Consider the following 13,043-nt stretch of genomic DNA (forward strand, 5'->3'; position numbering starts at 1 on the left):
TTTTTTTGCGGGATTAGCAGCAGATGTTTGTTTGGAACGTATGTTTGGCGTACTCGGTTAAGGGATTTAGACTTAATGCAACTAATCTACCAGATCATAGAAGTAGTCGCCCTCTTGGTCAAGCTTTCTTAAAAATTCCTCTAAAGAATTTGCTATGACTGTATCCAAATTATAAATCTTACTCTGTTCATTATCACTGATTGCAATTGATAAGTAGTATCCCTCTATTGCTTCGAAAAATATCAACTTACTCAGGTCGTCATACATCTCTAGATCAGGATCAAATTCATAAATATCCTCTCTCAACCTTATGTCAGCAACAGTTTCCGGATCAATTAGTCGATTGATGCCAACCCCTTCCGGCTCCATATTCAAGAACCCATACCCTATATTGAGGTAAAAGTCACGTAGCTCCTTCGGAAACTTTATCCCCATTCTTTTCTCGGCGTTTAGTACCTCTTCTTCATTCAAGGAATACAGGTTATGTTTAGCGTCAACTTCGTCCTCCTCATCAATAACATATTTGGACAAAAATTCAAATTTACTCATCGTTTTTTCCTCCTTGGAAATAATCCTCTGGATGCAGAATCTTGAGAATGGATCCCGCGCTGATGTTGATCAGGGAATCTAGCCGGGTGAATATTCCACCATTCATGAGGCCCTTCATAACCGTTTTCAATTATGTGGTGTACATCATAAGGACGTCCCTTTCTTCTAGAAATACGCCCGGTTTTTGCGTAAACATTTTCTTCATACCTTGGCCAAGTCTGACCTGTCTTCTTTTCCCATTTCTTAATCAACTTGTCCTTCGCAGTTCGGCTTAACTTGCTCCGGTGCTTCCTCGTTTCAGCAGGAATAAGTTTAATATACTCTTTTTTTCTCAACGCATCCTTCAACAACCGTATTTGTTCCGGGTGTACTTTAATACCCGTTATTGACTCGATTTCCCTTATATAATCCCTGGTCAACTTTGGTTTAAGTTTCCTATTCCTCCACCAAGTATCCCCGCTCTCAATAATCCCTAACCGCTGCCCATCTTGCCTGCTCGGGCTATCTACAGAGGTCGGTCGATTCTGCCACGCCTGCTTAAGAACGGAAGATAAGCGTTTCGCGTATTTCTTTATGGACTCATTCACTTTGCGCTTCGGCATTGTGCCTTTTGTATTAGTCGTCTTGACGATTGTGGACAGCAATCATTGACTGCTGTCCACAAAGTGTCGAATGGAATCTCCCAATCTTGTTAGAAGAATGGACTACTTATGCCATGATTCACAAGCATCTATAATTTTTCAATCGAAAAAACCAACTTATCAAAGTCAGTATCGAAACCGTAATCATTACAACTATAAATCAACTCATTACCCTTTATCTCAAGTAACATTCCTGAAGAATATGATTGTGAACTCCTACCGTACTCTCCCTCCCATATATTGTAAAAACTAAGAAGTCCATTCTTAGTATAACATTTTATCACTGATTCCTTTGGTGCCGTATCTTCCCAAAGACTAATGGACTTATAAAGATTGCCCATTACCTCAATGCCTTGATCTGTCCTTAACCATATCCCTTGTCGACGGGGAGAATTTTTGCATATAAACCTTACTTTCACCTCTTGGCCATTTGATACCGGTTGAGCTTCCCATAGAATGACATTATTTCTCCCCCTTTCGAGAAATGCGTCATTTAAAATTCGTTCATAGTACATTTTTCTATTCTCCTTCCGGTCGCGGTCCTTTATAATGTCTGTGAGGGTCAATTTCAGCGTGTTCCCAAGGCCAAACCTCTTGTAGGTTCTTGCTATTATGCGGATTAGGAATTTTTCTCCCCTCTTTGTGGTGTAGTTCCTTTGGTACTTTATATTTGGGGTGTATGGGCGGTTTTCCTTTCTTAATTCTCTCCAAGTCCTCGGGACTAAATTCATCCTCGGAGAGGGATCTATTTTTCCAGTGACGCTTTTTGGCAGTTTCCCAAGATGGATAATTCCCATTTCTCGTTGGGGCATCATTAGGATCACCGGGTTTCCAACGATACCATACACTCCCACCTTTTTTAATGGAATATATCATCTTTTGTGAATGTGCATCATTTGGAAATCCTAAATTGGTAGAAGGGAACTTCCTGAGAATACCCGATAAGCGTTTCGTGTATTTCTTTATGGATTCATTCACCTTGCGCTTCGGCATCGTACCATTCTTCTTTAGGTGATCGCCCATCTTAGAAATGCGGGATAAAGTTTTCTTTACCTTTTTAAGTCCTTTAGCTGTTTTTAGAAGCTTAACGCTACCAGCGGCACCGCGGCCCGCCTTGCCCAACTTGGCAAGCTTTAACCATTTCGCTGGGGGTATTACCGCTAAAAGCGACATGCCGACGGATTCCCACCACTCAGCTTCAGACAGTTTTTCGCCTGTACGCGGATCCTTACCTTCAAATGCGCGATAAAAATCGTTGACGCCAGTTATTTCCCCTGCCGCGTTGATGACGTCTTCTACAGTTAGTCCGTCGGTTCCTGCCACTTCCGTCGTGACATTAATCGGGTGGATCTCTCGAATTTGTCGGATGAAAGGGGTAACCTCATGATCAGACATAAACTGATTAATTGTCAATACCGCATTTTGATACGGCTCGAGCGGCCGGGCGCTTGGTAACATGTCATGGAGCGGCGGCATCTTTTCGTTGACATACTGTTTGCCAAGTTGCTCCACGCGCGTTAACGCATAGTCTACCGCCGAAAGATCCTCAGAAGCCAGTGTCGCTTTCGCTTGGCCCACAATGCGTAAATGCTCGCGAACCGTTTCTTCTTGGTCAGATAAATGACGATGAATATCCTTTAAGTGGGCAGTTATTTCATGTGTGTTGACGACGAGTTTTCCCACATCTTCAACCCCTTTAATCGCGTACAGGCTTAATCAATATGGCCGTACTTATCCATGTATCGATCCACCACGTAGCTATCATAGTTTTTAACGGCTTTACCGATCAGCTGATCCGTCTCCACAAAGGTTTTTGCAATGTTCGACGCGTTTTCTTGTAGAAGGACCATTCCATTTGCAAGCTCTTCCATTAAGCTAATTAACGCATCGGCGTAAGCCACTGCTTGTGACAAGCTACTGTCGGCAAAACCTTGTGCCTCTAAGTTCCTCTTGAATGCGGCTAGCATTCGGATCATCTTATCTGTTTGTATTTCCCCTTTGTAGAGTGTCTCGTACAATTGATCCATCTGCCCATGGTCAATTTTAATCGTTTCCGTAGACACGTACGTGCTTTCTCCTTTCATTTGCCCTTCTTTTAGTAGTTATATTGCTTCAACTTTGTGTCTTGGGCTGTTTTAAATACCTTAGCGAAAAGAAACCTAGATAATACTCCGGAACATTTGACCGCTATGTTGATCAGCACCCGTAACCTGCTGATCGACAATTTTCATCAACTCAACAAAAGTCGTCATGTATTGCACGGCAAATTCAACAGCCTGCATGTATTCTTCAATCGTCTCTTCGTACGCGTTGATCGATTTACCCGATAGGCCACTTAAAGTCTGTTTACTTTGCGAATGTATGCGATCAATCGCTTGCGTAAAGTGATCGAGTTCGTCCTTCATTTGCTGCACGCCATTCATCGTTTGTGCCGCATCGTATGTAATGCGTGCACCGAAACCCCCACCACCATCCGCCGTATGCGTATACATCCGTCGCCACCTCCTCGCTAATTAAACGGATATCCCCGTTCCCCCTTACTCATCATGGTGTCATTCTTTATTCAAGGTTGTTATCCTCGATCCAAGAGTCACTACCTGTTAGCTAATCAAGCAAAATGCTGCAGCATCTTCCGCACGCTCGGATCCATCACCGCGTCGCTCATATACTTTTTCCGCTCTTCGGGAGTCATCGGCTGCAGGATAGAATGATAGTGCGTATACTCCTCTTGCTTACGTGTAAAGACTGCTTCTTGCTGTTGTCGCAAGGCACTGATCAGTTGCGCCACCAATTGGTCATAACTCTCAAGGTGCTGTTCCCTTGAGGCAACGAGTGCTTCGTTTGCCTTGCGCGACTGGCTATTTTGCCACGCACTTGAACCGATGTCTTTCGGCCCATCTTTTTTTATCGATGTCGCATGCGTGAAGGCACGAATAATCTCACCCAACTGCTTCATCCGTGCATCATAGTCCATCGGTACCACCTGTTTCCACGGATTCTTCCGGCGCTTCCGTCGACGCACTTCCTGTAGACGCTTTTCCTTTAGCAAGCGGGGTCAGTTGCTCCCACTCTTCCATCAAGCGGACGACTTCTTCCTCTTCTTCATTCACGTACCCGCGAAAAACAACTTCCTTGATGTCTTCTTCGTTGAAAAAGAGGACATCATCGTCGACGACCCCCTCCGGGTAAAGACAGCCCATGTAGTCAAAATAGACGTTCTCAGTCATGTGGTCGTTGCCAACGACGGTTTTGCGACCGACGACCATAATTGGAACAGTCCCTTCGTGCAGGTATAGGACAGATCCGATCGGTAACATCGTTTTCAACTCCTTATGGCTGGTTGCTAATGTTGACCAGCTAAATGAACATTGAACAAATGGTTTTTTTCACACAACAACCGAGGGTGCTTTGTTGTACCAATGCACCACTTGCTTTCTCGTGCCTGATCGTGTGGCAAGCCCAATTGATATCGCTATCAAACGGATCACGGGTTCACTAGTCCGCGCTATGTATATGGCTTATCGCATTAAATAACTGGTTAGTGTTTGTTTTCTTGGTAGTCTCTCGATGATGCTGTACATTTTACTATAGTTATAAAACGTTTACAAGGGGAAATTGGAAAATGCTTATTAAATTTATGCGTTGCCATTTTCCATCCCTTTTAAAAAATCCGTTAGGCGGAGCATAACAACAGCCCGCCTAACGGATCCCTCAATTGACTGTCTCTAGTGCCTCGCAACGGCGGTTGACATTAACCACCACCACCCACTGTTACACAAACATCGGCTCATGCCACAGCGGCAACATCGTGCCGATTCCCTTCCGCTTCGCATGATCGTAAATGCGCTTCGCAACTGCCAAATCTTCCATCGCCATCCCGACCGCGTTGAAGTATATAAACTCCCGCGCCGTCGTTCGCCCCTGCTTCTTGTCGACGACGATGTCCCCTAGCTCGGCATCAATCGCGCCATCGCCAATTTCTCCTGCTGCATACATAAGCGCCAGCGTTTGCACGCCTCGCTTTTTTATCCCTTCCCAATGGTTGACAACGATTTTGTCTGCCCGATGAATCACGGAAAATTCCGCTTCGTGACCGCCGACGTGCGAGTAAAAACATCCTTCCGCGAACCATTCCGCTTCAACGACGGGCGCCTTTGCCGTCGTCGCCGTGACGACGATCTCTGCGTCTCTAACCGCCTCTTCCGCACTTGCGACCGGCTGAATCGCCACATCTAGCACAGAACCCATCTCTTGCGCAAAGGTCTGTGCCCGCGTAGCAGTCAAACTGTACACCTTGACCGTCGTCACTTGCGGTAGAGCCGTCTTTAACGCCAAAAGCTGCGTCTTACTTTGCACGCCAGCACCGACGATGCCAACCGTCGTACTGTTAGCTCGCGCCAAATATTTTGCGGCTAATCCAGTTACCGCACCCGTTCGCATTGCGCTAATCAACGTCCCGTCCATGACAGCGAGCGGTAACATCGTTTGTGGATCGTTTAACACGATGAGCGCCGACGCCCGCGGCAAGCCGTACCGCGACGTCATCGCGCGCGGGGCACTGCCAATCCACTTCATCCCAGCAATGTCAATCGAACCACCGACGTAACCGAGCATCGCATTAATTCTTCCCCGCGATAACTCGCTTTCCTTATCCCCCCACCTAAGAACGGTCTTCGGTGGAAGCACGACGTCTTTACGATCATATAACGCAAAAACCGTCTTTAAGTCATCAATCACCTCTGACATGTTCGACCCACCACAAGCAACGACATCCCGCTGCGACAAATAGCGAAAATCCAATGGAATCGAGACCCCCTATAGGCATCATCTACTCATTCTCTACAAACTTTTTTAGTAAAATAAGAGAGAGGATGCGTTTTCAGAGACTTACCGGTAAAATATGTGCGCTAGTAAACTAGCAAAAGGCAAATCTCTTAACAAAAGAGTATATCTGTCGAATGGCAAGGAAGGTATCGGCTCATTGATCATTTTTGTGCGGAAAAGAAAAAATGGGGAGGCGCTGTTCGTTGCAACGCTCCCCGTTAAGGTTTCGGATGGCTCAGCAAATATTTATGAGCCAATCGCTAGGGAATGATCCGTCCCTTCTGTACACCACTTACACAAACGCCGGCTCTTCCCACAAACGAACCGACGTCCCAACCCCACGCGTCTTCGCGGTGTCATACACCCGCTTAGCAACGACCAAGTCGTCGAGAGCCATCCCGACCGCATTAAAATAAATGAACGTATCCTCGTCCGTACGTCCACACTTGTCGCCAGTGACGATCTCCCCCAGCTCCGCATCAATACGGTCGTCGGAAAAACGTCCCTCGCGGTACATCAAGGCGAGCGTCTGGGCGCCGCGGTGCTTAATCCCTTCCCAATGGTCGACGACGATCTGATCGGCACGTTCCACTACCTCGTATTCCGCTTCAAACCCGCCGACGTGTGCATAAAAGCAGCCTGCCCCGAACCACGGCGCCTCTACGACCGGTCGTTTCGCCGTCGTAGCGGTCACGACGACATCAGCGCCGCGCACCGCTTCTTCCCCGCTCGTCACCGGTATGACGTCAAGAGCTAATTGTGCACTAACCGCTTCCGCAAACGCCGCCGCCCGTTCCGCTGACAAATCGTACACGCGCACCGTCGCAAGTTGCGGTAACGCCGTTTTGAGCGCCATCAGTTGGGTGCGGTTTTGCGTCCCGGCGCCGATAATCCCGGCGAGCGTCGCATCGGGGCGCGCCAAGTACCTCGCCGCCACACCCGTCACCCCGCCCGTGCGCATCGCGCTAATGACCGTCCCGTCCATGACCGCAAGCGGTAACATCGTCTCTGGATCGTTCAACACGATGAGCGCCGACGCGCGTGGCAACCCGTATTTAGCCGGGTTGTGGGGCGCACTGCCGACCCACTTCATGCCAGCGATGTTGACGCTACCGCCGACATACCCGGGCATGCCGTTAATACGTCCTCGCTCCCCTTCACTGTCCAAATCTCCCCAACGAAGCACCACCTTCGGCGGAAGCACGTAATCCCCCGCCGCATGCAGTGCCAACACGTGTGCCAAATCAGCCATTACCGCACGCATCGACATACCGCCACAGCGGATGACGTCGCTTTGCGATAAGTACAATAACTCATGGGCAAACATTGATCTTCCTCCTCGTATGAACCTTATAATTCTGGTGACGAACGACTCTCTACTCCCGGATCAACAACTCTCCTGACGAACGTCGACTATATTTAGGGTATACTTAGGGAATCTTTCGAAATATGGGCGGCTGCTTAACCCTAATTAGTCCACCAACTGTGTGTTGCATGTATGCGTCACATGTATGCACCGCAACACCTGTCGATGACATAGCAACTGATGCGCCACAACAACTTTCGACTGCATGACGTCCGTTATAATCGGGCTACCGTTGCCGACAGCCAAAACTCACCCAGTACCTTCGTTCAGTTAGCGACTGTACGACTCACCTTCCGTACGACCGGACTCACCCAATACCCTGTCAGCCGCGCCAACACACATAACCCGATCCCCACCGCCAAAAACACGAGGCCAACCGGCAACGCCCCGTACGTGAACGCCAGTGACGGTAGCATCGACGTGACCAATCCGCCTCCAATAAACGGGCTAATGAAGGGCGAACGAAGCGCATACCCCGGTCCTGCCTCCGTTTCCATCTCCGGATCCACCGTGCGCAGCAGCATCAACCCGACCGCCGCCACGCCCGTCAATGACCCGTAATTGACGATGGCGCTTTCAAACCAGTGGCGGGAAAACAAGCGCGGCCCTGCCCAAAACACGTACCAAACCATTAGCGCGGCCGTCACGACCATCAAGACGAGTAGCGGCACCGCATAGGCGACGACGACGGGTACTTTAATCGAAGCGATCGCCCCGACGATGAGAAATTCAAGCGCCAACCCTTGAATGCGCTGAAACGTCGCTCGATCGACGGCCTCTGCCCAGCGCGTCTTGCCGATCAACAGCTGCACGACTAAGCCACCGACCATCGCCAGCGGGAACAACGGCATCCCCGCAATCCACTGGCCGATCACAACTTGCATCCCCCAACCGATCAAAATCGCTAGCGAGATTAGTGCCGCATGAAACGCAAATGACTCAATGGCATCTTTATTGAGCGTCACCTTCGCCCCGACAGACTGCTTGTCCCGCGGCAGAAGGTCCTTTTTTCCGATGGAAACACGAAAGATTCCTCCCAATAAGTGATGATGTTTTCTTAAAATGAGCGCGCCAACTGAACGTCCACACCTCTCTGTTTATAGACCCCTTTATAGATCGTGGTTTTGTTGGCGATCCTTGAACGTTGCAGCCTTTGCTTGCACGCTGTTTTGAACCCCGTTACCAAACTCAATAAACCGTTAACCCGTTGATAGGTTGACCTGCACTATGCAACGAACGCTTTGCCTTTCTGACCTTACCGATTGCAGTGACTCAGTATCGTGACACATCGCTATGACAGATCACGCCCACAGATCACTGCTTTAATTTGTGATTTCCGATTTGCTACTTATTTGCTACTTATTTGCTACTTATCGCTCTCCCCATCGCATCCCCCCTTTCCCTTGATCCACGGCTAACCATTTCCAATGAGTCATTTGTTGTTCATGAAAGATTCCTGTTACAACGCACCAGTTTGTTCAGTTCAGCAACACACCAATCGTCGACTTTTGTTAAGTAAAAAAGCGCGACGTGGCACTGTAACGCGTGTGCCACTTTTTTTGCCGTTTCCTTACCCGGAGTTTTGCTGCCGCTTTCAATTTGTGAGTAGTAACTGCGGGAGATTCCGGCAAGGCAAGCGACGTGTTGTTGGGTTAGGCCTTTGGACTTGCGTGTGTCGACGAGCCATTGGCGCATGGCGAAACCTCCTTAACAATGCTGTTTTTGATAAGGTTTTGGCAGTTTCATGACTACTTGATTCATGTTTAGGCAATAAATACGATAAGTACGTTTGTGTTAACGAAAGACAATAACAAGTTCGTCAACAGTAGTTCACCTTAGTAGTAAGCACTTCACACCCAATCAATTTAGAAGTCATTAGATTCAAGGAACGAGCTATTCCCATTATAACCATTTGCAATTACTAGTCAACAATTTTATTGCCATTTTCAATTATAACTGTATTTGATTGCCGTTACATAGCTTAAATCTTATGCTCTTACTAACAGATCATTGCTGACTGTAATACTTCGGAGGGAGCAGAATATGAATATTGGATTAAGAATTAGAGAGTTAAGATTAAGCCAAGGTATAACGGTTACCGAGCTAGCCGAGAAAATTCAAATTTCGCAACCATACTTATCCCAAATTGAACGTGGCGACAGGCAAGCTCCCATCGACGTTATTGGGAATATATGCCAAGTGTTTAAAATCTCCTTGTCACAGTTCTTTGCTGACGAGCAAACCCAGCTTCCTCCCGATATCCTTCAGTTAATTGAAGCCGCTAAACAATTAACGCCCTTGGAGAGGAAATATTTAAATATGTTTTTGCAGTTATCTTTAGAAAGGAAATCTCGTGACAGTGAATAAAACCTGTTCATCAATAGACCACCTTATTATCTTTACCACCTTCATGACAGAATCCTGTTACGAAGGTACCAGTTTGTTCAGTCCAGCAACACACCAATCGTCGACTTTTGTTAAATAAAAAAGCGCGACGTGACACTGTAACGCGTGTGCCACTTTTTTTGCCGTTTCCTTACCCGGGGTTTTTGCTGCCGCTTTCAATTTGCAAGTAGTAACTGCGGGAGATACTAGCAAGGCAAGCGACGTGTTGTTGGGTTAGGCCTTTGGACTTGCGGGTGTCGACGAGCCATTGGCGCATACTATTACCTCTAAAATGACACAATACGTGTAATAGAAACCGACATCATTACACAAATTGCGTATTATAAACACCATGCGACACTATTCGTGTAATTAAACTCAATGTCACTCATAGTGTAGATATAATGAAGCCAAAGGAGGGCTGGCCTTGCTTGGAGAACGTTTAATGCAGCTACGAGGGCTGCAAGGGTTACGACAAGAAGATGTTGCAAATAAGATCGGGATTGCTCGAACAACGTACGCCATGTACGAACAAAATCGTAGGGAACCCGATTATCAAACGCTCCACAGTCTAGCCCAACTATTTGAAGTAAGTATTGACGATCTCCTCGGTTTCGAGGATAACCAAACAGACCTTTTTGAGTTACGGAATCTGCTGAAACACGAGCACGTCACATATGGTGGAAAAATACTTAGTGAAAAGCAGCGTCAAATGGCCATAGCGTTTTTTGACGCGGTATTTGTCGATGAAGTAGTGGAGTAAAGAGTTATCATCACGGCATAGGTATAAACAAAACATATCCACCGACAATTACAAATCGGCTAATAAATTCGTGCAAACCTATTTCCAAGTATCAAATCCACCTCTTGTACATATTTTATGACCATGCATTCTAATTGTCAACACATTTTATGACTTTTAGTTCTAAAGTCGATGTAAGACTGTTTTATAAAGGTATTAAGTATACAATGATCATATACATTTTTTTCTAAAGGTGAAGCGAATGAATCAATATTTCGATGGCTCAAAACTCAAGAGGCTACGGAAAGAAAAAGGGCTAACTACTCAGCAGATAGCGAACAAAGTTAACGTATCTCAATCATATATTAGTCGCTTTGAAAATAATAAAGCGATACCCGATGTAGATATGCTTTCAAGAGTGTTGGAAGTGCTTGATACAGATATTTCATCTTTTTATTCAAGCAACGATGAACTTCCACCCGATCTACAGGAGCTTATTAGAGCAGCTAAAAAGTTGACTGTTGAAGAACGGCAAAAATTCACGGAGTTACTTAATACAATCCTGGAAAGATTAGAGAAGCGCAATAACGAATAAACATCAAAAGAAAAAAGGACAAACCACGGTAATTCCGTTATGAATAGGTCGACCAAAACCAATCACATCCTGAGGAGTTACCGATGGTTTTGTCAAGACCAACTGCGAAGAGTACTCCTATAAATCAGGACTATTCGTCCTACTTAGGTACTCTGACGACAAGCTACGATAAAAAAAACAACACACAATTCCCGCTCCCTACTTCACCACTACCCACCTGCTATTGCTCCCTGGTCCCTTAGGATTGGATTTAGTAGGCGCTGCGCCGAGCTTAGAGTATTTCCCTATATTCCTACTAACCGAAACAAACAACAAAAAAGCTCAAAAATTCTTCCGTTCTTAGCAGGAATTACCCATCCCCTTGTCGAATCCACTTACTAACACGCATTTTACCGATGAATGGGGGTCAATAATATGGCGATCGATCCGATCACGCTCGGTTCACTCATTCGTAAACGCCGCAAGGAAATGGGGCTGACATTGAACGACTTGGCGAGTGACACCATCTCCGTCCCGACGATTAGCAACATCGAACGCGGCATCACGGGCAATCTCGCCAGCGATAAAGTCGCCTACATCCGCGAGAAACTCGGATTAACGGACGAACTCGTGCAGCAGATGCTGACGAGCACGAAAGAAGTGGACGCACGCTTCGCGCAAAAAATCGCCAACGTGCGATATTTGGCGGAGCTGAATTTGCTAAGTGAAGCACGCCAAGAAGTAAGCGCCTTAGAAGGTGACGACAAGTTAGACGAATACCCTCGTTACGCCATAACAGTGCAACTGTTAAAAGGAATCGTCTTGCAAAAACAAAGTCAGTGGGAACGAGCAAAAAATGCGCTACTACAGGTGCTACGGCGACTGCGCGAAGAGCCTCTGGAGGATCCGAACAACCTTGCTGCTGAAGCGTACTTTAATTTATCCGTCATCACAGCTCTAGACGACCAAGATTACGAAAAAGCGATTGAGTACGCAAACATGGCGCTCGACGTGTTTCAGAAAGAAGGTGATGAACAACAGCTAGAAGGGCGTGTGCTGTACAATATAGCACTCTATTACTACCACTCCGAACAGTACGGTCAAGCGTACAAATATGCGATCGATGCACGACCCAAATGCGAACAGGTGTATGACATGAAGACTCTACTTTTGACCTTCAACAGTGAAGGGTTAATTCTGTCTGCTCAGCATCTGTACAGTCAAGCCGTGCAAGTGTTTCAACACGCGATTAACCTGTCGCGGTCATATTCCGCCGATCCGTGGATCGGAAGTGTACTTTATCTTAACTTAGGTGATTCGCATTACCGCGATAAGGCCTATACTGAGGCGCTACGGTGTTACGACATCTCGCAGTATCTTTGTAAAAAAACGAAGGACGATCTTCAACAAGCCATGCTGTACTTGTCATACGGTGAGGTCTACTTCGCAATGGAGGAATACGAGAAGGCGTCAGAGTATGCTGACAAAGCCTCGGAGCTAGAAAAGAAGTTCGACCTCGCTTCTGAGTATTTGCAGCTCTTGTTACTAAAGGCGAAAATTGCTGCTGAGCAAAATTCTGCTAAGGTCATGCCTATCTGCGAAGAGGGGATTCGTCTGGCGGAAAAAAGTAAGTTGTTCAACAGAATGAAGGACTTTCACTTCGTTTTGGCGAACTACTTTAAGCGGACAGGCAACCTGGAAGCATTTCATCAGGAGACGCAACATATGTATGACATAGAATCTTTCATTCGCGGGAGGTAAACGTTGTGAAAAAAATTATCGCTTCTATCGTCGTTATCGCAATCCTAGCAATTCCCTTGACTTCGTTTGCTGGAACAAGAGGGCCGATCGTCAGATCCAATAACACCGTCGTGGAGAAATAAACAACTAACACTTAATGGTCCGTTAAGCGGAGCGCGTGAACGCACCTCGCCTAACGGATTTTTTCTATTTTGATGACGA

At 46.7% G+C, this 13,043-nt stretch carries 17 protein-coding genes; 4 read left to right on the forward strand and 13 right to left on the reverse strand.

Going from position 1 to position 13,043, the window contains the following annotated elements:
• Positions 1-81: 81 nt before the first annotated feature.
• The 12 genes from BN1247_RS12655 to BN1247_RS12715 all read right to left on the reverse strand — a co-directional run bounded on the left by BN1247_RS12655 (position 82) and on the right by BN1247_RS12715 (position 9,075).
• Positions 82-549 carry an SMI1/KNR4 family protein gene (locus BN1247_RS12655; protein WP_074011155.1) on the reverse strand — a complete coding sequence of 156 codons (468 nt, stop codon included), beginning with the start codon at positions 547-549 and terminating at the stop codon, positions 82-84.
• Positions 546-1,193: a hypothetical protein gene (locus BN1247_RS12660; RefSeq protein WP_054950718.1), complete on the reverse strand. Its 648-nt coding sequence runs from the start codon at positions 1,191-1,193 to the stop codon at positions 546-548. The genes BN1247_RS12655 and BN1247_RS12660 overlap by 4 nt, the downstream gene beginning before the upstream one ends.
• Positions 1,194-1,279: 86 nt before the next feature.
• Positions 1,280-1,705, reverse strand: a complete 426-nt coding sequence (locus tag BN1247_RS12665) for a hypothetical protein (RefSeq protein ID WP_054950719.1) — start codon at positions 1,703-1,705, stop codon at positions 1,280-1,282.
• A 4-nt stretch (positions 1,706-1,709) separates the two neighbouring features.
• Positions 1,710-2,873 (reverse strand): pre-toxin TG domain-containing protein, encoded by a 1,164-nt coding sequence (locus BN1247_RS12670; RefSeq protein WP_054950720.1) that lies wholly within the window; start codon positions 2,871-2,873, stop codon positions 1,710-1,712.
• A gap of 29 nt (positions 2,874-2,902) precedes the next feature.
• A complete protein-coding gene (locus BN1247_RS12675; RefSeq protein ID WP_054950721.1) occupies positions 2,903-3,253 on the reverse strand; it encodes a hypothetical protein in 351 nt (116 codons plus the stop codon).
• Between the two features lie 96 nt (positions 3,254-3,349).
• The gene (locus BN1247_RS12680) at positions 3,350-3,682 is read right to left on the reverse strand and encodes a WXG100 family type VII secretion target (RefSeq protein ID WP_054950722.1); all 333 of its coding nucleotides are present in this window, start codon (positions 3,680-3,682) and stop codon (positions 3,350-3,352) included.
• A gap of 116 nt (positions 3,683-3,798) precedes the next feature.
• Positions 3,799-4,164, reverse strand: coding sequence for a hypothetical protein (locus BN1247_RS12685; RefSeq protein WP_054950723.1), 366 nt, complete (start codon positions 4,162-4,164; stop codon positions 3,799-3,801).
• Complete coding sequence (locus BN1247_RS12690; protein WP_054950724.1) at positions 4,154-4,507, reverse strand: DUF4176 domain-containing protein; 354 nt, start codon at positions 4,505-4,507, stop codon at positions 4,154-4,156. The genes BN1247_RS12685 and BN1247_RS12690 overlap by 11 nt, the downstream gene beginning before the upstream one ends.
• Positions 4,508-4,961: 454 nt before the next feature.
• Positions 4,962-5,936 (reverse strand): ornithine cyclodeaminase, encoded by a 975-nt coding sequence (locus BN1247_RS12695; protein ID WP_187119787.1) that lies wholly within the window; start codon positions 5,934-5,936, stop codon positions 4,962-4,964.
• 370 nt (positions 5,937-6,306) lie between these two features.
• On the reverse strand, positions 6,307-7,341 hold the full coding sequence (locus BN1247_RS12705; RefSeq protein ID WP_054950727.1) for an ornithine cyclodeaminase: 1,035 nt from the start codon (positions 7,339-7,341) through the stop codon (positions 6,307-6,309).
• A gap of 305 nt (positions 7,342-7,646) precedes the next feature.
• A complete protein-coding gene (locus BN1247_RS12710) occupies positions 7,647-8,420 on the reverse strand; it encodes a sodium/glutamate symporter family protein (protein WP_054950728.1) in 774 nt (257 codons plus the stop codon).
• A gap of 403 nt (positions 8,421-8,823) precedes the next feature.
• Entirely contained in the window at positions 8,824-9,075 is a 252-nt protein-coding gene (locus BN1247_RS12715) for a helix-turn-helix domain-containing protein (protein WP_054950729.1), read from the reverse strand.
• A 348-nt stretch (positions 9,076-9,423) separates the two neighbouring features.
• Here BN1247_RS12715 and BN1247_RS12720 point away from each other — a divergent pair, with 348 nt between their 5' ends.
• On the forward strand, positions 9,424-9,747 hold the full coding sequence (locus tag BN1247_RS12720; protein WP_054950730.1) for a helix-turn-helix domain-containing protein: 324 nt from the start codon (positions 9,424-9,426) through the stop codon (positions 9,745-9,747).
• Between the two features lie 169 nt (positions 9,748-9,916).
• Here the strand turns inward: BN1247_RS12720 and BN1247_RS17470 are convergent, their stop codons facing one another.
• Entirely contained in the window at positions 9,917-10,042 is a 126-nt protein-coding gene (locus BN1247_RS17470; RefSeq protein ID WP_147675254.1) for a helix-turn-helix domain-containing protein, read from the reverse strand.
• 150 nt (positions 10,043-10,192) lie between these two features.
• On the opposite strand from BN1247_RS17470, the gene BN1247_RS12725 reads away from it, so the two are divergent.
• From BN1247_RS12725 to BN1247_RS12735, 3 genes are all read left to right on the forward strand, one after another.
• Positions 10,193-10,528 (forward strand): helix-turn-helix domain-containing protein, encoded by a 336-nt coding sequence (locus BN1247_RS12725; RefSeq protein WP_082415932.1) that lies wholly within the window; start codon positions 10,193-10,195, stop codon positions 10,526-10,528.
• A gap of 241 nt (positions 10,529-10,769) precedes the next feature.
• A complete protein-coding gene (locus tag BN1247_RS12730; protein ID WP_054950731.1) occupies positions 10,770-11,102 on the forward strand; it encodes a helix-turn-helix domain-containing protein in 333 nt (110 codons plus the stop codon).
• Between the two features lie 399 nt (positions 11,103-11,501).
• A complete protein-coding gene (locus BN1247_RS12735) occupies positions 11,502-12,842 on the forward strand; it encodes a helix-turn-helix domain-containing protein (RefSeq protein ID WP_082415933.1) in 1,341 nt (446 codons plus the stop codon).
• Positions 12,843-13,043 lie beyond the last annotated feature (201 nt).

It is taken from the genome of Numidum massiliense, from assembly GCF_001375555.1.
GTDB classification, from domain to species: Bacteria; Bacillota; Bacilli; order Thermoactinomycetales; family Novibacillaceae; genus Numidum; species Numidum massiliense.

Bases quoted from the DNA above. Each gene is read 5' to 3' on its own strand.
- BN1247_RS12680 (WP_054950722.1), bottom strand. From the start codon at position 3,682: ATGTATACGCATACGGCGGATGGTGGTGGGGGTTTCGGTGCACGCATT.
- BN1247_RS12655 (WP_074011155.1), bottom strand. From the start codon at position 549: ATGAGTAAATTTGAATTTTTGTCCAAATATGTTATTGATGAGGAGGAC.
- BN1247_RS12685 (WP_054950723.1), bottom strand. From the start codon at position 4,164: ATGGACTATGATGCACGGATGAAGCAGTTGGGTGAGATTATTCGTGCC.
- BN1247_RS17470 (WP_147675254.1), bottom strand. From the start codon at position 10,042: ATGCGCCAATGGCTCGTCGACACCCGCAAGTCCAAAGGCCTAACCCAA.
- BN1247_RS12705 (WP_054950727.1), bottom strand. From the start codon at position 7,341: ATGTTTGCCCATGAGTTATTGTACTTATCGCAAAGCGACGTCATCCGC.
- BN1247_RS12715 (WP_054950729.1), bottom strand. From the start codon at position 9,075: ATGCGCCAATGGCTCGTCGACACACGCAAGTCCAAAGGCCTAACCCAA.
- BN1247_RS12730 (WP_054950731.1), top strand. From the start codon at position 10,770: ATGAATCAATATTTCGATGGCTCAAAACTCAAGAGGCTACGGAAAGAA.
- BN1247_RS12690 (WP_054950724.1), bottom strand. From the start codon at position 4,507: ATGTTACCGATCGGATCTGTCCTATACCTGCACGAAGGGACTGTTCCA.
- BN1247_RS12695 (WP_187119787.1), bottom strand. From the start codon at position 5,936: ATGTCAGAGGTGATTGATGACTTAAAGACGGTTTTTGCGTTATATGAT.
- BN1247_RS12735 (WP_082415933.1), top strand. From the start codon at position 11,502: ATGGGGGTCAATAATATGGCGATCGATCCGATCACGCTCGGTTCACTC.
- BN1247_RS12720 (WP_054950730.1), top strand. From the start codon at position 9,424: ATGAATATTGGATTAAGAATTAGAGAGTTAAGATTAAGCCAAGGTATA.
- BN1247_RS12665 (WP_054950719.1), bottom strand. From the start codon at position 1,705: ATGTACTATGAACGAATTTTAAATGACGCATTTCTCGAAAGGGGGAGA.